Source organism: Actinophytocola xinjiangensis, from assembly GCF_001921215.1.
Lineage (GTDB): Bacteria > Actinomycetota > Actinomycetes > Mycobacteriales > Pseudonocardiaceae > Actinophytocola > Actinophytocola xinjiangensis.
Genome location: NZ_MSIF01000017.1, coordinates 155676 through 173648 on the forward strand (window position 1 = coordinate 155676; position 17973 = coordinate 173648).

Consider the following 17973-nt stretch of genomic DNA (forward strand, 5'->3'; position numbering starts at 1 on the left):
GCTGTAACCCATGAAGTCGATCCCGCTACCGGTGCGCGTGGCGGCCGGGCTCGCCGCCACCGCCGTGGAGCAGGCAATGGCCCTGCCCGCCAAGCTGGCCGGCCTGCCGGTCACCGTCGCCAGCCAGGCGCTCCAGGTCTCCATGCGCGTCCAGCAACAGGTCACCGAACTGGCCATTCGTGGCGACGAGGTGCTGTCCAGCCTGAGCCCGGTCGAGGAGAACCCGGAGTGGGCCACCTTCGACGAGGACATCGAGAACGACAGGAACACCGAGTTCGACGACGAGTTCGACGACGAGCCCGTCCGCCCGGACCGCCGGTCCGCGTTCGACCGGGTCTCCGAGGAGGACGCCGATCTCGAGGAGCGGACCAACGGGTTCGCCCCGGCCGACCCGTGGGTGGCCGAGCAGCGGGCGGTGGCGGCGCGGACCGACGCCGACGCGCGGGACCTCGCCGAGGCGGAGAACTACGACGCGCTGTCGCTGCCGCAGCTGCGGGCGCGGCTGCGCCGGTTCTCGGTCGACGAGCTCGCCGAGCTGTTGGAGTACGAGCGCGCCCACGGCAACCGGCCGTCGTTCGTCGGGATGCTGACACGCCGGATCGCGACGGTGCGCGACAGCGGTGACTGAGGCCAACCCGACACCCACCCCCACCACCACCCCCGAGCACCCCTGGCCGGTCCGCACGGTCGCCCGCAAGATCGCCGACTGGATCAACCGGCTCGGGGACGTCTGGGTCGAGGGGCAGGTCACCCAGATCTCCAACCGGCCGGGCACCGGCACCGCGTTCATCACCCTGCGGGACCCGGCGGCCGACGTGTCGATGACGGTCACCTGCGCCACCGGGCTGCTGCGCGACCAGCCGCTGCGCGACGGGACCCGGGTCGTCGTGCACGCCCGGCCGGCGTTCTTCATCGGCCGGGGCACGTTGTCGCTGCGGGCCGACGAGATCCGTGCGGTCGGGATCGGCGAGCTGCTCGCGCGGATCGAGCGGCTGCGCAAACTCCTTGCCGCGGAAGGGATCTTCGACCCGAGGCGCAAGCGGCGGCCACCGTTCCTGCCGCACACGGTCGGCCTGGTGACCGGCCGCGCCTCGGCCGCGGAGAAGGACGTGCTGACCAACGCGCGCGCCCGCTGGCCCGACGTCCGGTTCCGGGTGGAGAACGTGGCCGTGCAGGGCGCGCTGGCGGTGCCGCAGATCATCGACGCGTTGTCCTCTTTGGACAGAGACCCGAACGTGCAGGTCATCGTGATCGCCAGGGGCGGCGGCAGTGTCGAGGACCTGCTGCCCTTCTCCGACGAGACCCTGCTGCGCGAGGTCGCCCGCTGCCGCACCCCGGTCGTCTCGGCGATCGGCCACGAGCAGGACACCCCGCTGCTCGACCACGTCGCCGACGTCCGCGCCTCCACCCCCACCGACGCCGGCAAACGCGTCGTGCCCGACATCGTCGAGGAGGCGGCGCGGGTCCGCCAACTGCGCGACCGTGCTCGCCGCGCCCTCCACGGTTGGGTGGATCGTGAACGCCGCCTGCTCGACGCCCTGCGCAGCAGACCGGTCCTGCGCGACCCACTCAGCCCACTGGAACAACGAAGTGCGCAGGTCACCGCCCTTGTGGAACGCTCGCGCCGGTCGGTGCGCGGCCTGCTCGCCACCGAGACCGCCAACCTGAACCACACTGGTGCCCGCTTGACGACGTTGGGACCAGCCGCCACGCTTGCCCGCGGATACGCGGTCGTACAGCGCGTCGACGACGACGGGACCCCGCTGGTGCTCCGCTCGGTGGCGCAGGCCCCCGACGGTGCCCACCTCCGGGTCCGGGTGTCGGACGGCGCGGTGCACGCGACCGTGACCGGCGCGAGCGGAGGTAACGGTGCCGAGACTGGAGCGTGACCCGACCTTCCTGCCGTTGACCATCAGCGCGACCTACGCCGTCGCCGAGGCGATGGCCCGCACCCCGACCCTGCGCGCCACCGCCGAACTCGTCCGCGACCGTGCCCGTCGCGCCGACGCGGCGGCCGCTGAATGCTGGGCCGCCCTGTGCGCCGGCTGCGACGCACCCGGCCGGCGGGCGCTGCCCAACCGCCTGCGGGAACTGTCGGAGGTGACGTCGGTGTACGCGGGAACACGGTGGTGGTTCGGTCGCGGATCGCAACACCGGGAGCGGGTGTCCAGCGCGCTGGAACGCATCGAGGAAGCCGTCGCCGAACGTGACGGGGCGGAGTTCGCGGAGGCGTTCGTGGGATACGACCAGGCGGTCGCTACGGTGCTGGTGAACTCGCATTCGCGATTGGAGACGCACGTCCAGTGACCGACGATCTGAATTACGAACAGGCTCGGGACGAGCTGGCCGAGGTGGTGGCTCGGCTGGAGGCCGGGGGATTGTCCCTGGAGGACTCTCTCGGGTTGTGGGAGCGTGGTGAGGCGTTGGCGAAGCTGTGTGAACGGCATTTGGCCGGGGCTCGGGAGCGGGTCGAATCCGCTCTCGCCTCTGTTGAATCCGAGTGAGAATCACCGTCCGACAAACCGCGGCTCCCGCTTGGAAACGAAAGCCTCGACAGCTTCCCGATGGTCAGGCGATCCGCCGAGGGAACGCTGCCCAGCCTCTTCCCCGTCCAATGCCGCCGCCAACTCGACCCCGGCGGCGAAAAGCACGGCTTCCTTGATCCGCGCGTACCCCGTGGTGGGCCCGGCGGCCATCCGGGAAGCCAACTCGTGGGCGGTCGACAGCGCGTCGTCGGCGACCTGGGTGACCATGCCCAACCGCAGGGCCTCCTCCGCCACCACGGGCCTGGCCAACAACATCATCTCCATCGCCCGGCCGTAGCCGATCAGCCGTGGCAGGGTCCACGACGCACCGGAGTCCGCGGTGAGGCCGATGGTCGCGAACGCCATCAGGAACTTCGCCGTCGGGGCCGCGACCCGCAGGTCGCAGGCGTAGGCGAACGACGCTCCCGCCCCGGCCGCCATCCCGTTGACCGCGGCGATCACCGGCTTGGGCATGGTCGTGATCGCTCGGACGATCGGGTTGTAGTGCTCGGCGACGGTCCGGAACGGCTCGGGGTCCTCGTCGCGCAGCGCCGCCACGTGCTCCTTGAGGTCCTGGCCGGAACAGAACGCCTTGCCGGCGCCGGTGAGGACGACCGAGCGCACGGTGGGCTCCGCCCCGGCGTCGGTCAGGGCCGCCAGCAACTGTTCCTTCAGCTCGACGGTCAGGGAGTTGAACGACTCCGGCCGGTTCAGGGTCAGCGTCCGGACCCCGTCACTGTCGTCGACCAGCAGGACGGCCACAGGCCACTACCTCCACGTGTCAGGCGCTGGATCGCGCTCGGTTACCTCGGTTGAGACAGTCGGTGAGGAACGACTCGGCCGCGGGGGCCAGGCGGGCGGTCTCGCGGTCGAAGAACGCCGCGGCCTCGGTGCCGGGCCAGGTCGCCGGTAACAGCGACGGGGGCAGGCCGGGGTCGCGGAACAGGAAGCGGCGCCACGCGTGCAGCAGGCCCTGGGACGCGGCGAACGCCTCCGCCGGGACCGATCCGTCCACTGCGGACAGCACGGGCCGCCACTCGGTGACGAACGCGGCGTAGTCGGCGCCCAGGGTGTCCAGGTCCCAGGCCCTGGCCGCCAGCTCGGCGTCGTCGCCGTCGTGTTCGCCGTAGAAGGTGCGGCCGGCGAGGCCCTCGGCGGCCAGGATCTCCGGCAGCTCCGTCGACGGGCGGGGGGCCACCCAGGTCGTGGGCCCCAGCGGACCGTAGCCGAACAGGCGCAGCGAGGAGTCGAGGCGGTCGCGGGCCGTGCGGGTCGGCAGCTCCTCCAGGACCAGCACCTGCCACCTGCCGTCCCATGTAGAGGGACTGGTGCGGTAGATCCTGGCGGCGGCCTCGTCCAGGCGCCGCTCGGCCCTGGCCGTCAGGGCGTAGCCGGGGCCCTCCGCCAGCCGGACCGGGCGCAGCCAGTCCTGACGCACCATTCTGGACACCGCCGTGCGGATCGCCGGCGCCTCGAAGCCCAGCGGCTCGAGCAGCCGCACCAACGCGGCGATGGCGGCCTCACCACCTCGGGCTCTGAGGTAGCTGCCGTAGACGTCGAACAGCGCGGACCTGGCTCGCACGATCTCCGAGTCTCCCAGCCGACCACGGCCCCGCGCCAGGGGGTTTCACCGGCATAAGGGCCGGTCATCGACACGCAGTTGATCGGTTCGATTTCACCGCTGAGATGCCATAGGGGAGAATGTCACCGTCTTCGGCCGGTTGGCCCCGTCCGGAGCGGCAGGCTATGACGGAGGGAGCACGCTATGGCGGCCATGAAGCCCCGGACCGGTGACGGTCCCCTCGAGGTGACCAAGGAGGGCAGGGGCATCGTGATGCGCGTCCCACTCGAGGGTGGTGGGCGCCTCGTCGTCGAGATGTCGGCGGAGGAGGCAAGCGCCCTGGGTGACGCGTTGAAGGTCGCGGCCGGCTGACCCGCCTGTCCTGAGTGGAGGGCCCGCGGTCCTCGAGTGTGGAGGTCTGGTGCACACGTCGGTACCCGTCCTGCCGACGGCACTTCCCGAGGTGGAGACGATCACCGCCCCCCGGCGGGGGACCCCCGTCGCGGTGGTCACCGCTGAGGGCACGGACACCGTCGAGGTGGTGGTCGGCGGGCGGGACGCGCTGACCACGGAGTGGTTCGACGCCGTCGGGCACACCGGCAAGGCCGGCGAGGTGCACCCCGGGCCCGCCGGCTCCGGGGTCGCCTGGGTGGTCGGGACCGGGAAGGGGGAACCCGGTCACTGGCGTGCCGCCGGCGCCGCGCTGGCCCGCGCGGCCAACGCCCGGATCGCCGCCCGGACCGCCGCCGCCGACACCGGACGGCCCGCCGGACGATCCGCCGACACCGTCCTCGCGCTGGCACCGCCGCCCGGTCTCGGCGCCGACGAGGTCACCGCGCTGGTGCTCGGCCTGCGCCTGGGCGGCTACGACTACCAGGTCACCGGCGAGCCGGCGCCGCCCCGGCTGCGCACGATCCGGCTGGTGACCGACGAGCGCGACACCGCCGACACCGTGCGGCGGGCCTCGGTGCTGGCCGCCGCGACCGGGCTGGCCAGGGACCTGGCCAACACGCCGTCCAACGTCAAGGACCCCGCCTGGCTGGCCCGCACGGCGCAGCGGGTCGCCGGCCGGGCGCCCGGCCTGCGGGTGACCGTGCGCGACGAGCGGTGGCTGGCCGAGCAGGGCTTCGGCGGGGTGCTGGCGGTCGGCGGCGGGTCCGCCAGGCCGCCGAGGTTCGTCGAGATGGAGCTGGGCGGGCGGCGGGGGGCGCCGCACGTCGTGCTGGTCGGCAAGGGCATCACGTTCGACACCGGCGGCCTGTCGATCAAGCCGGCCGACGGCATGCACCTGATGCGCACCGACATGTCCGGCGCGGCGGCGGTGATCGCGGCGGTGACCGCGCTGGCCGAACTGGCCCCGGACGTGCGGGTGACCGGGCTGGTCCCGTGTGCCGAGAACCAGGTCTCCGGGTCGTCCTACCGGCCCGGTGACGTCGTGCGCCACTACGGCGGGCGGACCACCGAGGTCACCAACACCGACGCCGAGGGCCGCATGGTCATGGCCGACGCGCTGGCCTACGCCGTCGAGCGGCTGCGGCCCGACCTGGTGGTCGACGTCGCCACGCTGACCGGGGCGATGAAGGTCTCGCTCGGCCTGCGCACCGGCGGCGCGTTCGCCAGCCAGGACGACGTGTGGGAGCGGGTCGACGCGGCCGGTGTCGCCGCCGGGGAACGCTGGTGGCGGATGCCGCTGGCCTCGGACGCGGACACCGTGGCCGACGAGTTCGCCGAGTCGGTGCACAGCCGCCTCGCCGACGGGGCACAGTGCCCGACCGGGCCGGGAGGGATCGCGGCGGCGATGTTCCTGCGGGAGTTCACCGGCGGGCTGCCGTGGGCGCACCTGGACATCGCCGGGCCGGCCCGCGCCGAGCGGACCTACGACGAGGTGACCGCCGGGGCGACCGGGTTCGCCGCACGGACCCTGGTGGAGCTGGCCGCCGGGTACGGGCGGCGCGAGGCGAACGCGCGGTCGAACAGCGCGAACTTGACCAGGAACACCGGGCCGCTGGCGGCCAGGTAGCTGCCGACCAGCATCACCGCGCGCCACCCCTGGTCCTCGACCAGCGGCAGGAGCGCCTGCTCGGCGACGGTGGTCAGGCCGATCGAGGCGACCCCGCTGAGCAGCGTGACCGCGAAGTAGGTGGTGAGCTGGTGGCGCAGGCGGCCGGGGTCGGTGTCGGCCCAGGCCCAGTAGCGGACCATCAGGAAGTGCGGCACCGAGCCGGCCAGGAACGCGATCGTGCTGGCCGCCGTGGCGTCCTCGCTCCAGCCGACCCAGTAGACGGTCAGCAGCACGAGCTGGCTGATCCCGGTGGCGATCGCCGAGGCCACCGAGAACCGCGCGAAGCGGATCCGGAGCCTGGGTGCCGGGGATGTCTGAGCCACACGGCCAAGTTAGCCGCCGGCGGCTGAACCCGCTCTCAGGAATGGCCCTGAGATCGACCCGGAACTCGTCTCAGGGGAGCACCGATCCGTAGACCTCGACCGTCCGGGCCGCCGCGATCTCCCAGGAGAAATCGCGCACCGCGCGCGCCCGGCCCCGCGCGCCGAACCGGGCGGCCAGGGACGGATCGGCGACCAGTGCGTTCACCGCCGTGGCCAGGTCCACCCGAAAGGATGACTCGTCTGTCGGGTCGTAGTGGACGAGCAGCCCGGTCTCGCCGTCCTCGACGACCTCGGGGATCCCGCCGACGTCGGAGGCGACCACGGCCGTGCCGCAGGCCATCGCCTCCAGGTTTACGATGCCCAGCGGCTCGTAGACCGACGGGCAGACGAACACCGTCGCGTGGCTGAGCAGCTGGCGGACCTCCGCCGGCTGGAGCATCTTCTGGAGCCACACCACGCCCTCGCGGGCCCTGGCCAGCTCGGAGACCTCGGCCTGGGTGCTGGCCGCGATCTCGGGCGTGTCCGGGGCGCCGGCGCAGAGCACGACCTGGGCGGCCGGGTCGAGGTGGTGGGCGGCGGCGATCAGGTGGGACAGGCCCTTCTGCCGGGTGATCCGGCCGACGAACACCACGATCGGGCGATCGGGGTCCACGCCGTAGTGGCGTAACGCGTCATCCTCGGTGACCGGGTGGTAGGCGGCGGAGTCGATGCCGTTGTGCACCACCCGCACCCGGCCCGGGTCCAGCGTGGGATAGCAGTCCAGGACGTCGGCGCGCATCGCCTCGCTGACCGCGATGACCGCGTCGGCCGCCTCGAAGCAGGTCCGCTCCACCCACGAGGAGATCCGGTAGCCGCCGCCGAGCTGCTCGGCCTTCCACGGCCGGCGCGGCTCCAGCGAGTGCGCGGTGACCACGTGCGGCACGCCGTACTGGAGTTTGGCCAGATGTCCGGCGAAGTTGGCGTACCAGGTGTGCGAGTGGACCAGGTCGACGCCGTCGAGGGCGGCGGCCATCGACAGGTCGGCCGACAGCGTGCGCAGCGCTGCGTTGGCGTGCTCCAGGCCGGTCGGCCCGTGCGAGCGCACGCCGTCGGCCGACCGGGGCGCCCCGAACGCGTGCACGTCCACGTCGATCAGTTCCCGCAGGCGGGGGACCAGGAACTCGACGTGCACGCCGGCCCCGCCATAGACCTCCGGCGGGTACTCCCGCGTCACCAGTCCGAGTCGCACCTTCGCAAGGTAGCCCCGATCACCGGCACGCGGTTAGGGTCAGCACGTGAAGGGCCAGCCCAACGTGCTCGCGATCGTGCTCGCCGGCGGCGAGGGGAAGCGGCTCTGGCCGCTGACCGCCGACCGCGCCAAGCCGGCGGTGCCCTTCGGGGGCAACTACCGGTTGATCGACTTCGTGCTGTCGAACCTGGTCAACGGCGGCTACCACCGGCTGTGCGTGCTGACCCAGTACAAGTCGCACTCGCTGGACCGGCACATCTCCACCACCTGGCGGCTGTCCAGCGTGCTCGGCCAGTACATCACCCCGGTGCCCGCCCAGCAGCGGCTCGGCCCCCGCTGGTACACCGGCAGCGCCGACGCCATCTACCAGTCGCTGAACCTGGTCTACGACGAGCGCCCCGACCAGATCGTGGTCTTCGGCGCCGACCACGTGTACCGGATGGACCCCTCGCAGATGGTGCGCCAGCACATGGACACCGACGCCGGGGTGACCGTCGCCGGCATCCGGGTGCCGCGCACCGAGGCCAAGGCCTTCGGCTGCATCGACTCCGACCGCGACGCGCGGATCACCCGCTTCCTGGAGAAACCGGCCGAGCCGCCGCACGTGCCCGACGACCCGGACGTCACGTTCGCGTCCATGGGCAACTACGTCTTCCGCACCGACGTGCTGCTCGACGCGCTGCGCACCGACGCGGCCAACCCCGAGTCGATGCACGACATGGGCGGCGACATCATCCCGATGCTCGTCGCCGAGGGCGGCGCGATGGTCTACGACTTCGACGACAACGAGGTCCCCGGCGCCACCGAGCGCGACCGGGGCTACTGGCGCGACGTCGGGACCCTGGACGCCTACTACGAGTCACACATGGACCTGGTGTCGGTGCACCCGGTGTTCAACCTCTACAACCACCGCTGGCCGATCCGGACCGCGACACCGCCGCTGCCGCCGGCCAAGTTCGTCAACACCGGCACGGCCGTCGAGTCGATCGTCGGGCCCGGGTCGATCATCTCCGGCTCGTTCGTCAAGGACTCGGTGATCAGCGCGGACGTCAAGATCGAGGACGGGGCGACGGTCGAGGGCAGCGTGCTGCTGCCGGGGGTGCGGGTCGGGCGGGGCGCGGTGGTGCGCCGGGCCATCCTGGACAAGAACGTCACCGTGGTCGACGGCGCGCGCGTCGGCGTCGACCTGGCCGCCGACCGCGAGCGGTACACGGTCAGCCCGGGCGGCGTGGTCGTGCTCGGGAAGGGCGAACGCGCCGAATAGTTCCCCGTTCGGGGGCGCGGCGGAATACCGTGGAGCCATGGAGCCGCAACCGCCGCCCGAGCAGGACCCGTTCCGCTCCATGTGGCAGATGTCCCCGGTCGCCGACGCGCGCGCCGGCGGCAAGGCCGGCCGCAAGCGGACCGGGTTGCGGCTGGGCGCCGGGCTGATCGGCGGCCTGGTCGCGTTCACCCCGTTCGGCCTGGTCACCAGTGCGTTCTGGGGCTGGTGGCAGGGCGAGTCGAACTGGGGTGCCAGTGGCTGGGCCGTGGTGATCATCGGCCTGGGCGTCGGTGCCCTGGTCGGCGGGTTCGTGGCCTCGGAGAGCGGCGACCAGTAACGCTCAGTGTGCCCGGGTCAGTGCGCCTGGGTCAGTGTGCTTTGGCGGCGACCAGCAGGCCGTCGCCGAGAGGCAGCAGGACGGGCACCAGCCGGTCGTCCTCGCGTACCGTGCGGATGACCTCACGCAGCGCGACCGCTTCCGGGTCGCGGCGCGCGGGGTTGGTGATCTGGCCGGCCAGCAGCACGTTGTCGAACGCGATCACGCCGCCGGGCCGCAGCAGCCGCACGCCCTGCTCCAGGTAGCCGGGGTACTCCTGGCGGGACCCGGAGACGTAGAGCAGGTCGTAGGCCTCCTCGGTCAGCCGGGGCAGCACCTCCAGCGCCCGGCCCATGATCAGCCTGGCCCGGCCGGGGCCCATCCCGGCCCCGGAGAACGCCCGCTTGGCGGCGCCCTGGAACTCCGGCTCGACGTCGATCGAGGTCAGGACCCCGTCCGGGGCCATCCCCCGCAGCAGGTACAACCCGCTGACACCCGATCCGGTACCGATTTCGACGACGGCCCTGGCGCGCAGCGTGGTCGCCAGCAGACGCAGCGCGGCCCCGCCCAGCGGTGAGATCGGCGAGCAGCCGAGCTCGACGCCCCGTTTCCGGGCGCTGACCAGCGCGTCGTCCTCGGAGACGAACCCCTCGACGTACGCGCTGAGCACGTCCGAGTCGATCGTCGGCGTATCGGCTGCCACGACGTGTGAGATTAGCGTTCGCGGGCCGGAATCGGGCGCAAGACGAGAACGCCGCATTTCTCAGCCGCCTCTCAGCCGTCTCTCACTACGTTCACATCAGGGGACAGCAGTATCAGGTTTGCCAGGGGATCAAGAGCGGTACAGGAAGTCCGAACCGCGACGGCAGGGGTGGGAACACGATGGGCGTTGCCAACGTTGAGCAGGGTGGTGGGGCGGATCGCCCCAGGGAGGTGGCTACTCGCCCGATGCAGACACAGCCGAGCGGCACCGCCGTGGTCGAACCAGTGCAACCGGTCCAGCTGGACGAGGAGTCCGCCTGGACCCCACCGTCGTGGGACGAGGTCGTGCGCGAGCACGCCGACCGCGTCTACCGGCTCGCCTACCGCCTGACCGGTAACGCCCACGACGCCGAGGACCTCACCCAGGAGACCTTCATCCGGGTCTTCCGGTCGCTGTCGAGCTACAAGCCGGGCACCTTCGAGGGCTGGCTGCACCGCATCACCACCAACCTGTTCCTCGACATGGCCCGCCGCCGCTCGCGGCTGCGCATGGAGGGCCTGCCCGAGGACACCGACCGGCTCGCCGGCGACGACCCGAGCCCCGAGCAGGTCTATGTCGACACCCATCTGGACCCCGACCTGCAGGCCGCGCTCGACGAACTGCCCCCGGAGTTCCGGGCCGCCGTCGTGCTCTGTGACGTGGAAGGCCTGTCCTACGAGGAGATCGGCGCCACGCTCGGCGTGAAGTTGGGTACTGTTCGAAGCAGGATCCACCGGGGGCGCCAGGCTCTGCGGGCGTCGCTGGAGCGGCGCAGGGAACTCGTACGGGAGGGTAGGTCGTGACCGACGAGCGCGGTTGGGGTCTGTCCGAACAGCATCTTCTGCCGGACGTCGTGGTGGCTTTCGTCGACGGTGAACTGTCGGCGACGGCGCACGACCGTGCGGCCTCGCACATGGCCAGGTGCCCGCACTGCCTCGCCGACATCGTCGCGCAGCGGCAGGCCGCCTCGGCCGTCCAGTCCGCCGACGCGCCGGTCGTCCCGGCCGGTCTGCTCGCCGCCCTGCGGGCCATCCCGCAGCAGGTCGAGATGCCGGCCACGCCCGACGGCCTCGCGGTCAGCGACGACGGGCAGCTCGTGGTGGTGCAGCGGCCGGAACGGGCGCCGACCCCTTTCGGGGCCAGCGCGCCACTCGGCTCGTCCGCCAAACTCGGTGAGGGCCGGGCCGTTCTGGGTCGCCGGCCGTCCCGGCGCACCGCCCAGGGCGCCGGTGTCGTCGTGTCCGGCCTGGTGCTCGGCGCGCTCGCGCTGGTGAGCACCGGCGGTGACGAGCAGCCCCGCCCGGCGGTCGGCAACCAGCCCGACCGGCCAGCGGTCGCCGACGCCGACCAGATCCAGCAGGCCGGCTACGTGCTGCACACCGCCGGCCGCTGACACCCCCTTTTCGTCGCTACGCCGACTTCACCGCTCGTCAGGCAGGCTGAGCAGCGATGAACGACCAGCACTCACCCCACGGTGCACCGAGGCTCGGGCCGCGTCCGCTGGACCGTCCGGATGTCGACCCGTCCAGCGCGGCGGTGTTCGGCCGGCCCTCCGGTGTCGAGGGCCCGTTCTCCCCCCAGCCCGGCGGCCCGGCCGGCGCCCGCGCGGCGTTCGGCGAGCTGCGCGCCGCCCCGCCGGTGGCCGAGTCGCTGGCCGGCGCGTTCGGCCGACCGGCCGGCGCCACCGAACTGCTCCAACGCCCCCCCACCGAGGACGGCCCCGCCGGGGTCGACCCGTGGGACGACGAGGCCGCCGCCGACCCGTGGCGTGACCCGTCGGCCGGCGCGATGATCGGCCCGCCGGCCCTGGGCGAGGACACCGGCGACGACGAGGACCCCAAGGACCGCCCGGCCGGCGAGCTGCTCAGCCTGCCCGAGGTGATCTTCGGGCGGCGGGTGCGGGTGCGCGCGCTGCTCACCCTGGCGCTGGTGTCGCTGCTGATCGGCGCGGCCGGCGGGGTCGTCGGCTGGTACCTGGGGCGCGGCGGCGAGAAGCTCAACCAGGACGTGTCGCTGGCCCAGGTGTCGGGGAGCAAGGAACGCCCGGCCGGTTCGGTCGCCGACATCGCGCGTCAGGTGCGGCCGGCGGTGGTCACCATCGAGGTGCGGATCAACGCGAACGAGGGCACCGTCGGCTCCGGCGCGGTGATCGACAGCAACGGCTACATCCTGACCAACGAGCACGTGGTGGGCGCGGCCGGCGAGGGCCGGCCGATCACCGTCCGGTTCATCGACGGCACCCGCGCCGAGGCGAAGCTGGTCGGCAAGGACGCCAAGTCCGACCTGGCGGTGATCAAGGTCGAGGTGCGCAATCCCACGGTCATCCAGTTGGGCCGCTCCGGCGACCTGGAGGTCGGCGACACGGTCATCGCGATCGGCTCGCCGCTGCGCCAGGACGACACGGTCACCCAGGGCATCGTCAGCGCGCTGAACCGCCCGGTGCTGGCCGGCGAGGGCGGCGAACCGGCGGCCTACGACGCGATCCAGACGGACGCGGCGATCAACCAGGGCAACTCCGGTGGCCCGCTGGTGGACTCGACCGGTGCGCTGATCGGCATCAACTCCTCGATCCAGACGGTCGGTGGGAGCACCGGCAGCGTCGGCCTCGGCTACGCCATCCCGATCGACTACGCGCGCGGCATCACCGAGGCGCTGATCAGGGACGGCAAGGTCAACCACGCCGACCTGGGTGTGAACGTCGCCTCGGTGTCGGCCGACACCGCCGACGGCGCCAGGGTCCAGAACGTCCGCGACGGCGGCGCCGCCGCCGAGGCCGGTATCAAGCAGGGCGACGTGATCCGCAAGGTCGGCGACCGGGACATCGCGGACGCGGCGGAGCTGATCGTGGTGGTCCGGCTGCACGACATCGGCGAGCGTGTGCCGGTGGTGCTGGCCAGGAGCGGCCGGGAGCTGACGGTTCAGGTCACCCTGCGGTCCGACTGATTGGCTACGCTGGTCCCTGGTGTGTCATCCGTTCGGTGGAGGTAGGCCACAGTGTTCGACAGCATCGGCTGGGCCGAGATCCTCGTCATCGTGGTGGCCGGCCTGTTCATCCTGGGTCCGGAGCGTCTCCCGTCGGCCGCCGCGTGGCTGGGCCGCAACGTCCGCAAGGTCCGCGAGTACGCCACCGGCGCCCGCGACCAACTCCGCAACGAAATGGGCGACGACTTCGACGAGCTGCGCAAACCCCTCGAAGACCTGCAGCAACTCCGCAACTTCGACCCGCGCCGCGCCGTCACCCGCCACCTGTTCGACGACGTCGACACCGGCAACGGCCACGCCACCAAGCCCAACGGCCACACCCCACCCCCGGCCGGCCCTCCTGGCGAGGGCCGCACACGCGAGGACCCGACCCCGCCGGCCACCTCCACCAAGAACCCCCCGTACGACCCCGACGCCACCTGAGGCGGGGCTCGTCCCGGTGCGGGGACGCGGCACGACGTGAACAGGGCCGGCCCCGTGGGGCCGGCCCTGTCCTGTTCGTCGAGGTCAGGCTGGGGAGACGGAGAGCATGCGGCCGGCGAGGCCGCGGGCGCGGGTGGTGAGCTTGCCGGCGATCTCGGTGAGGACCTGGGAGGCCGGGGCGTCCGGGACGGAGGTGACCAGCGGGGTTCCGTTGTCGCCGGCCTGGACCAGGCGGGGGTCCATGGGGACGTTGCCGAGCAGGGGGACCTGCGCGCCGATCGCGGTGGTGAGGGAGTCGGCGACGGTCTGGCCGCCGCCGGAGCCCCAGGGTTGCATGCGGGTGCCGTCGGGGAGTTCGAGCCAGGACATGTTCTCGATGACGCCGGCCAGGCGTTGGCGGGTCTGGGAGGCGATGGCGCCGGCCCGCTCGGCCACCTCGGCGGCGGCCTGCTGCGGGGTGGTGACCACGAGGATCTCGGCGTTCGGGATCAGCTGGGCCACCGAGATGGCGATGTCGCCGGTGCCGGGGGGCAGGTCAAGCAGCAGTACGTCGAGGTCGCCCCAGAAGACGTCGGCGAGGAACTGCTGGAGGGCTCGGTGGAGCATGGGGCCGCGCCACACGACCGGGGTGTTGCCCTGGGTGAACATGGCGACCGAGATGGCCTTCACGCCGTTGGCCTCGGGCGGCATGATCATCTTCTCGACCCTGGTCGGGCGGCTGTCGACGCCCAGCATGCGGGGGACGGAGTGGCCGTAGATGTCGGCGTCGACCACGCCGACCGACAGGCCGCGTTGGGCCATCGCCACGGCGAGGTTCACCGTGACGCTCGACTTGCCGACGCCGCCCTTGCCGGACGCGACACAGTAGACCCGGGTCAGCGAGCCGGGCTCGGCGAACGGGATCTTCGGTTCCTCGGCGTCGCCGCGCAGCTTGCGGCGCAGGTCGGTGCGTTGCTGGTCGCTCATCACGTCCAGGGCGACAGTGACCTCGCGCACACCGTCGACGGCCGACACCGCCTCGGTCACGTCGCGGGTGATCTTGTCCCGCAGTGGGCAGCCGGACACCGTCAGGTAGATCTCCACGTTGACGGCGCCGTTCTCGCCGATGGTCACGTCCTTGACCATGCCGAGATCGGTGATGGGCTTGTGGATCTCCGGGTCCTGCACTCCCGCCAGCGCCGCACGCACGGCCTCGACGTCGGGAACCCGAGTTGGCTCGCTGGTCGTCACAGATTCATGCTACGGGTTACCTTCGACAACCGTTCCGGTGACCGATACCGCAACGGTGCATGTGGACACGAGCCTTCCGTAACATCACAGGAGTGGTGGAGCCAGCCGTGAACCGGTTACCGACCGGGAGCGAAGTCGACGCGTGGCGTTCGTTCCTCCGGGCACACGCGCGGCTCGTCCGTGTCCTGGAGAGCGAGCTGGTCGCCGAGCATCCGCTGTCCCTCGGCGGCTACGACGTGCTGGTCCAGCTGGCCGAGGCCCCCGAACGCCGGCTGCGGATGGCCGAGCTGGCCGACGCCGTCCTGCTGTCCCGATCGGGTGTCACTCGGCTGGTGGATCGGCTTGAGGTGGCGGGGATGGTGACCCGGGAACGGTTCACCGGCGACGGCCGGGGCGTGGTCGCCGTGCTCACCACCAAGGGCGTCGACACCCTGCGTCAGGCGGCGCGCACGCACCTGGGTGGTGTCGTTCGCCACTTCATCGACCACTTCGACGCCAAGGAGCTCGCCGAGTTCGGTGAGCTGTGCGCCCGGCTGGCCGACAGCTAGTCAGCTAGTCGGCGCGGGACTCGGCGCGGGAGTCGTCCTGCGAGCCGTCGGGACGGTGGCGTATGTCCTTGCGCAGATCCTTGCGCAGGCGTTCCAGCTCGCCGCGCAGGTAGTCCCGGGTGGCGACCTCGCCGACGGCCAACCGCAGCGCGGCCAGCTCGCGGGCGAGGAACTCGGTGTCCTCCTTGGTCTGGGCCGCCCGCGCCCGGTCCTCCTCCAGCGACACCCGGTCACGCTGGTCCTGCCGGTTCTGCGCCAGCAGGATCAGCGGCGCGGCGTAGGCGGCCTGGGTGGAGAACGCCAGGTTCAACAGGATGAACGGATACGGGTCCCACTGAAGGGTGATCGCGAACAGGTTCAACGCGATCCAGGTGACCACGAGCAGTGTCTGCCAGAACAGGAACTTGCCGGTGCCCAGGAACCGGGCCAGCCGCTCGGACACCTGCCCGAACATCTCCGGGTCCAGCGACACCCGCCACCGCAGCCGGCTGGCCGAACGCGGCTGGTCGAGGCGCCGCCGCCGCGGCTCAGGCATGGGCCGGCCCCTGACTCGACCCTTGGCTCGGGGACGGGCTCGGGGGTGGGCTCGGTGCCCAGGCCCCGTCGTCGCGCCAGCCGGCGGGCAGCAGGTGGTCGAGCACGTCGTCGACGGTGACCGCGCCGAGCAGGTGCTCGGTGTCGTCGACCACCGGCCCGCACACCAGGTCGTAGGCGGCGAAGTACCGGGTCACGTCGGCGAGCTGGGTCGTGGGGCCGAGCGTGGCCAGCTCGGTGTCCAGCGCGCCGGCGACCAGGCCCCCCGGCGGCTCGCGCAGCAGCCGTTGCAGGTGCACGCAGCCCAGGTAGCGGCCGGTCGGGGTGGCCGAGGGCGGCCGGCAGACGAACACCATGCTGGCCAGCGCCGGCGTGATGTCCGGGTTGCGTGCCATGGCCAGCGCCTCGGCGATCGTCGCGTCGGGGGTCAGCACGATCGGCTCGGGGGTCATCAGGCCGCCGGCGGTGTTGGCCGAGTAGGCCAGCAGACGGCGGACCGGGTCGGAGTCCTCGGCCTCCATCAGCTCCAGCAGCCGGTCCTGGTCGAGCTCGGACATCACGCCGAGCAGGTCGGCGGCGTCGTCGGGGTCCATCGCCTCCAGGATGTCGGCGGCGCGTTCCTCGTCGAGGTGGGCGAGCAGGTCCTTCTGCAGCGCCTCCGGCAGCTCCTCGAACACGTCGGCCAGCCGCTCGTCGTCCAGGCCGTCGGCCACCTCGTAGCGGCGTTTGGCCGGCAGGTCGCGCAGCGCGGCGGCGACGTCGGCGGCGCGCATCGAGTCGAAGACGGTCAGCAGCTGCGCGGTGCCCTGCGGCAGCTGGGCGAGCTCCGTGACGCCGGGGCCGCGCACCTGCTCCCAGCGCACCACCCGCACCGGCCCGCGCCGGCCGAGCCGCCCGGTGCGCGGCTGCACGGCGACCCGGCCGAGCAGCCAGTCGCGGGTGCGGGTCAGCTCCATCGCCGCGTCGACCACGACCGCGCTGGTGCCGTCCTCCTCGACGGTGACCCGCGCGTCGAGCAGCTGGCCGACGACGAGGATCTCGTTGGGTCGCTGGTTGAACCGCCGCAGGTTGACCGAGCCGGTCGCGAGGGTCACGGCGGTGGCGTCGATCGAGGTGACCCGCAGCATCGGCACGAAGATCCGCCGGCGGGTGACCAGTTCGACGACCGTGCCGAGTACCCGGGGCGGCTGGCGGTCGGTGCGTAACGTGACGACCACGTCCCGGATCTTGCCGATCGACTCGCCGTCCGGCCCGTAGACGGGCAACCCGGCCAGCTGTGCGACGAACACCCTGCTCACGGAGCCCACGTCGGTCAGGCTATCCGCCCGGCGGGCGGATCACTCGATGACGGACTCGGCGATCGCCGCGCACCGGTCGGCGGTGGGGAACTCGGGGCCGTCGGCCCAGGTCTCCACGGCGCGGACGAGCGTCCAGCGGCGGGCGAGGTCGGCGTCGAGCCCGGCCAGGCGGCACACGGTCGTCAGCCGCTCGGCTGGCCGGCCGTCGAACCTGTTCCACAGCAAGGAGATCAGTGCGAACTCGGGGTCGCCGGCGATCGGTTTGGGGTCGATCACCAGCCACGGTTCGCGGGTGCCGGCGAGCACGTTGTCGTAGTGCAGGTCCTCGTTGACCAGCCGGTCGCCGGCGCGCGGGCCGAGTTCGGCGCAGTGGGCGATGGCGGCGTCGACGAACCGGGACGGCACCCGCTCGTGGGCGTGCGCGGCCAGTTCCCGTTCCCAGCGGGCGGCGACCGAGCGCAGCGTGCGCACGGCCGGCGGCGCCGGCACGTCGAGGCGGCGCAGGAAGCCGGCGAGCAGCGTGACCGCCTCGTCGATCGGCTCGTCGCGCAGGCTGCGGCGCTCGTCGAGGCGTTCGAGCAGCAGCGCCCAGTCGTGCGGGTCGTAGGCCAGCAGCCGGACCGCGCCCTGACCGTTCCAGATGGACAGTGCGAGGGCCTCGTGCTCGCCCTCCTCGTTGGGGCACATCAGCTTGAGCATCGCCGGGGTGCCGTCCGCGCGGCGCACCGGCAGGGCCAGTGCGGTGAACCCGTGCAGCGCCTCGCCGTCGGGGCGCAGTGACCAGCGGTCGAGCATCCGGCCGGCCAGCGCCGGCAGCCGCTCGCTCCAGCGCCGCGCCGGCTCGCCGAGGGCCTCGATCAGGCGCTCGGTGAAGCGGGGTGGCACGCGCACCGTCATCCCTCCAGCGTGGTCTTGGCGACACGAGCGCCGCACGTGG

At 72.4% G+C, this 17973-nt stretch carries 21 protein-coding genes and 1 pseudogene; 13 read left to right on the forward strand and 9 right to left on the reverse strand.

The features are described 5' to 3' along the window. Nucleotides 1–10: 10 nt before the first annotated feature. From BLA60_RS28900 to BLA60_RS28915, 4 genes are read left to right on the forward strand one after another with little or no spacing between them, the layout of a single operon-like run. Complete coding sequence (locus tag BLA60_RS28900; protein WP_075136162.1) at nucleotides 11–628, forward strand: lipid droplet-associated protein; 618 nt, start codon at nucleotides 11–13, stop codon at nucleotides 626–628. Continuing rightward, nucleotides 621–1889, forward strand: coding sequence for an exodeoxyribonuclease VII large subunit (gene xseA / locus BLA60_RS28905; RefSeq protein WP_075136163.1), 1269 nt, complete (start codon nucleotides 621–623; stop codon nucleotides 1887–1889). The genes BLA60_RS28900 and xseA overlap by 8 nt, the downstream gene beginning before the upstream one ends. Beyond that, the gene (locus BLA60_RS28910; RefSeq protein ID WP_075136164.1) at nucleotides 1870–2307 is read left to right on the forward strand and encodes a sugar ABC transporter substrate-binding protein; all 438 of its coding nucleotides are present in this window, start codon (nucleotides 1870–1872) and stop codon (nucleotides 2305–2307) included. Before xseA ends, BLA60_RS28910 begins: the two co-directional genes overlap by 20 nt. Next, nucleotides 2304–2504, forward strand: coding sequence for an exodeoxyribonuclease VII small subunit (locus tag BLA60_RS28915; RefSeq protein WP_075136165.1), 201 nt, complete (start codon nucleotides 2304–2306; stop codon nucleotides 2502–2504). The genes BLA60_RS28910 and BLA60_RS28915 overlap by 4 nt, the downstream gene beginning before the upstream one ends. A 3-nt stretch (nucleotides 2505–2507) precedes the next feature. Here the strand turns inward: BLA60_RS28915 and BLA60_RS28920 are convergent, their stop codons facing one another. Together BLA60_RS28920 and BLA60_RS28925 are read right to left on the reverse strand one after the other, a co-directional pair. Then, a complete protein-coding gene (locus BLA60_RS28920; RefSeq protein ID WP_075136166.1) occupies nucleotides 2508–3287 on the reverse strand; it encodes an enoyl-CoA hydratase-related protein in 780 nt (259 codons plus the stop codon). A 19-nt stretch (nucleotides 3288–3306) separates the two neighbouring features. Next, a complete protein-coding gene (locus tag BLA60_RS28925; RefSeq protein ID WP_075136167.1) occupies nucleotides 3307–4107 on the reverse strand; it encodes a PaaX family transcriptional regulator in 801 nt (266 codons plus the stop codon). A gap of 183 nt (nucleotides 4108–4290) precedes the next feature. Between BLA60_RS28925 and BLA60_RS28930 the strand changes: the two genes are divergently transcribed. Next, nucleotides 4291–4458, forward strand: a complete 168-nt coding sequence (locus BLA60_RS28930; RefSeq protein WP_075136168.1) for a DUF3117 domain-containing protein — start codon at nucleotides 4291–4293, stop codon at nucleotides 4456–4458. A gap of 49 nt (nucleotides 4459–4507) precedes the next feature. After that, the gene (locus BLA60_RS28935) at nucleotides 4508–6106 is read left to right on the forward strand and encodes a leucyl aminopeptidase family protein (protein WP_084735341.1); all 1599 of its coding nucleotides are present in this window, start codon (nucleotides 4508–4510) and stop codon (nucleotides 6104–6106) included. A gap of 14 nt (nucleotides 6107–6120) precedes the next feature. Here the strand turns inward: BLA60_RS28935 and BLA60_RS46450 are convergent. Continuing rightward, nucleotides 6121–6471 (reverse strand): annotated as a pseudogene (locus BLA60_RS46450) (GtrA family protein); the annotation flags it as partial. A 70-nt stretch (nucleotides 6472–6541) separates the two neighbouring features. Then, complete coding sequence (glgA, locus tag BLA60_RS28945; protein ID WP_075136171.1) at nucleotides 6542–7699, reverse strand: glycogen synthase; 1158 nt, start codon at nucleotides 7697–7699, stop codon at nucleotides 6542–6544. A 46-nt stretch (nucleotides 7700–7745) separates the two neighbouring features. Here glgA and glgC point away from each other — a divergent pair, with 46 nt between their 5' ends. Continuing rightward, nucleotides 7746–8963 carry a glucose-1-phosphate adenylyltransferase gene (gene glgC / locus BLA60_RS28950; protein ID WP_075136172.1) on the forward strand — a complete coding sequence of 406 codons (1218 nt, stop codon included), beginning with the start codon at nucleotides 7746–7748 and terminating at the stop codon, nucleotides 8961–8963. Between the two features lie 37 nt (nucleotides 8964–9000). Continuing rightward, nucleotides 9001–9300 (forward strand): hypothetical protein, encoded by a 300-nt coding sequence (locus tag BLA60_RS28955; protein WP_075136173.1) that lies wholly within the window; start codon nucleotides 9001–9003, stop codon nucleotides 9298–9300. A gap of 31 nt (nucleotides 9301–9331) precedes the next feature. Here BLA60_RS28955 and BLA60_RS28960 read toward each other — a convergent pair whose 3' ends face one another. Further along, a complete protein-coding gene (locus BLA60_RS28960; RefSeq protein WP_075136174.1) occupies nucleotides 9332–9982 on the reverse strand; it encodes an O-methyltransferase in 651 nt (216 codons plus the stop codon). Nucleotides 9983–10227: 245 nt separating this feature from the next. On the opposite strand from BLA60_RS28960, the gene sigE reads away from it, so the two are divergent. From sigE to tatB, 4 genes are read left to right on the forward strand one after another with little or no spacing between them, the layout of a single operon-like run. Continuing rightward, a complete protein-coding gene (gene sigE, locus BLA60_RS28965) occupies nucleotides 10228–10824 on the forward strand; it encodes an RNA polymerase sigma factor SigE (RefSeq protein ID WP_075136175.1) in 597 nt (198 codons plus the stop codon). Next, entirely contained in the window at nucleotides 10821–11414 is a 594-nt protein-coding gene (locus BLA60_RS28970; protein WP_154814681.1) for an anti-sigma factor family protein, read from the forward strand. The genes sigE and BLA60_RS28970 overlap by 4 nt, the downstream gene beginning before the upstream one ends. Before the next feature lie 56 nt (nucleotides 11415–11470). Further along, on the forward strand, nucleotides 11471–12964 hold the full coding sequence (locus tag BLA60_RS28975; RefSeq protein ID WP_075136176.1) for a S1C family serine protease: 1494 nt from the start codon (nucleotides 11471–11473) through the stop codon (nucleotides 12962–12964). A 51-nt stretch (nucleotides 12965–13015) separates the two neighbouring features. After that, the gene (gene tatB / locus BLA60_RS28980; RefSeq protein WP_075136177.1) at nucleotides 13016–13426 is read left to right on the forward strand and encodes a Sec-independent protein translocase protein TatB; all 411 of its coding nucleotides are present in this window, start codon (nucleotides 13016–13018) and stop codon (nucleotides 13424–13426) included. An 84-nt stretch (nucleotides 13427–13510) separates the two neighbouring features. Here the strand turns inward: tatB and BLA60_RS28985 are convergent, their stop codons facing one another. Continuing rightward, entirely contained in the window at nucleotides 13511–14656 is a 1146-nt protein-coding gene (locus BLA60_RS28985) for an Mrp/NBP35 family ATP-binding protein (protein WP_075136178.1), read from the reverse strand. 59 nt (nucleotides 14657–14715) lie between these two features. Here BLA60_RS28985 and BLA60_RS28990 point away from each other — a divergent pair, with 59 nt between their 5' ends. Continuing rightward, nucleotides 14716–15204 carry a MarR family winged helix-turn-helix transcriptional regulator gene (locus tag BLA60_RS28990; protein WP_075136179.1) on the forward strand — a complete coding sequence of 163 codons (489 nt, stop codon included), beginning with the start codon at nucleotides 14716–14718 and terminating at the stop codon, nucleotides 15202–15204. Between the two features lie 4 nt (nucleotides 15205–15208). Here the strand turns inward: BLA60_RS28990 and BLA60_RS28995 are convergent, their stop codons facing one another. From BLA60_RS28995 to BLA60_RS29005, 3 genes are read right to left on the reverse strand one after another with little or no spacing between them, the layout of a single operon-like run. Further along, nucleotides 15209–15739 (reverse strand): DUF1003 domain-containing protein, encoded by a 531-nt coding sequence (locus BLA60_RS28995; protein WP_075136180.1) that lies wholly within the window; start codon nucleotides 15737–15739, stop codon nucleotides 15209–15211. Beyond that, on the reverse strand, nucleotides 15732–17045 hold the full coding sequence (locus BLA60_RS29000) for a magnesium transporter MgtE N-terminal domain-containing protein (RefSeq protein ID WP_170108418.1): 1314 nt from the start codon (nucleotides 17043–17045) through the stop codon (nucleotides 15732–15734). Before BLA60_RS29000 ends, BLA60_RS28995 begins: the two co-directional genes overlap by 8 nt. A gap of 30 nt (nucleotides 17046–17075) precedes the next feature. After that, nucleotides 17076–17933 (reverse strand): aminoglycoside phosphotransferase family protein, encoded by an 858-nt coding sequence (locus BLA60_RS29005; protein ID WP_075136181.1) that lies wholly within the window; start codon nucleotides 17931–17933, stop codon nucleotides 17076–17078. Nucleotides 17934–17973: the final 40 nt, after the last annotated feature.

Coding starts and splice junctions, on each gene's coding strand:
- BLA60_RS28900 (WP_075136162.1), top strand. CDS start 11: ATGAAGTCGATCCCGCTACCGGTGCGCGTGGCGGCCGGGCTCGCCGCC.
- BLA60_RS28930 (WP_075136168.1), top strand. CDS start 4,291: ATGGCGGCCATGAAGCCCCGGACCGGTGACGGTCCCCTCGAGGTGACC.
- BLA60_RS28955 (WP_075136173.1), top strand. CDS start 9,001: ATGGAGCCGCAACCGCCGCCCGAGCAGGACCCGTTCCGCTCCATGTGG.
- sigE (WP_075136175.1), top strand. CDS start 10,228: ATGCAGACACAGCCGAGCGGCACCGCCGTGGTCGAACCAGTGCAACCG.
- BLA60_RS28975 (WP_075136176.1), top strand. CDS start 11,471: ATGAACGACCAGCACTCACCCCACGGTGCACCGAGGCTCGGGCCGCGT.
- BLA60_RS28990 (WP_075136179.1), top strand. CDS start 14,716: ATGTGGACACGAGCCTTCCGTAACATCACAGGAGTGGTGGAGCCAGCC.
- BLA60_RS28995 (WP_075136180.1), bottom strand. CDS start 15,739: ATGCCTGAGCCGCGGCGGCGGCGCCTCGACCAGCCGCGTTCGGCCAGC.
- BLA60_RS29005 (WP_075136181.1), bottom strand. CDS start 17,933: ATGACGGTGCGCGTGCCACCCCGCTTCACCGAGCGCCTGATCGAGGCC.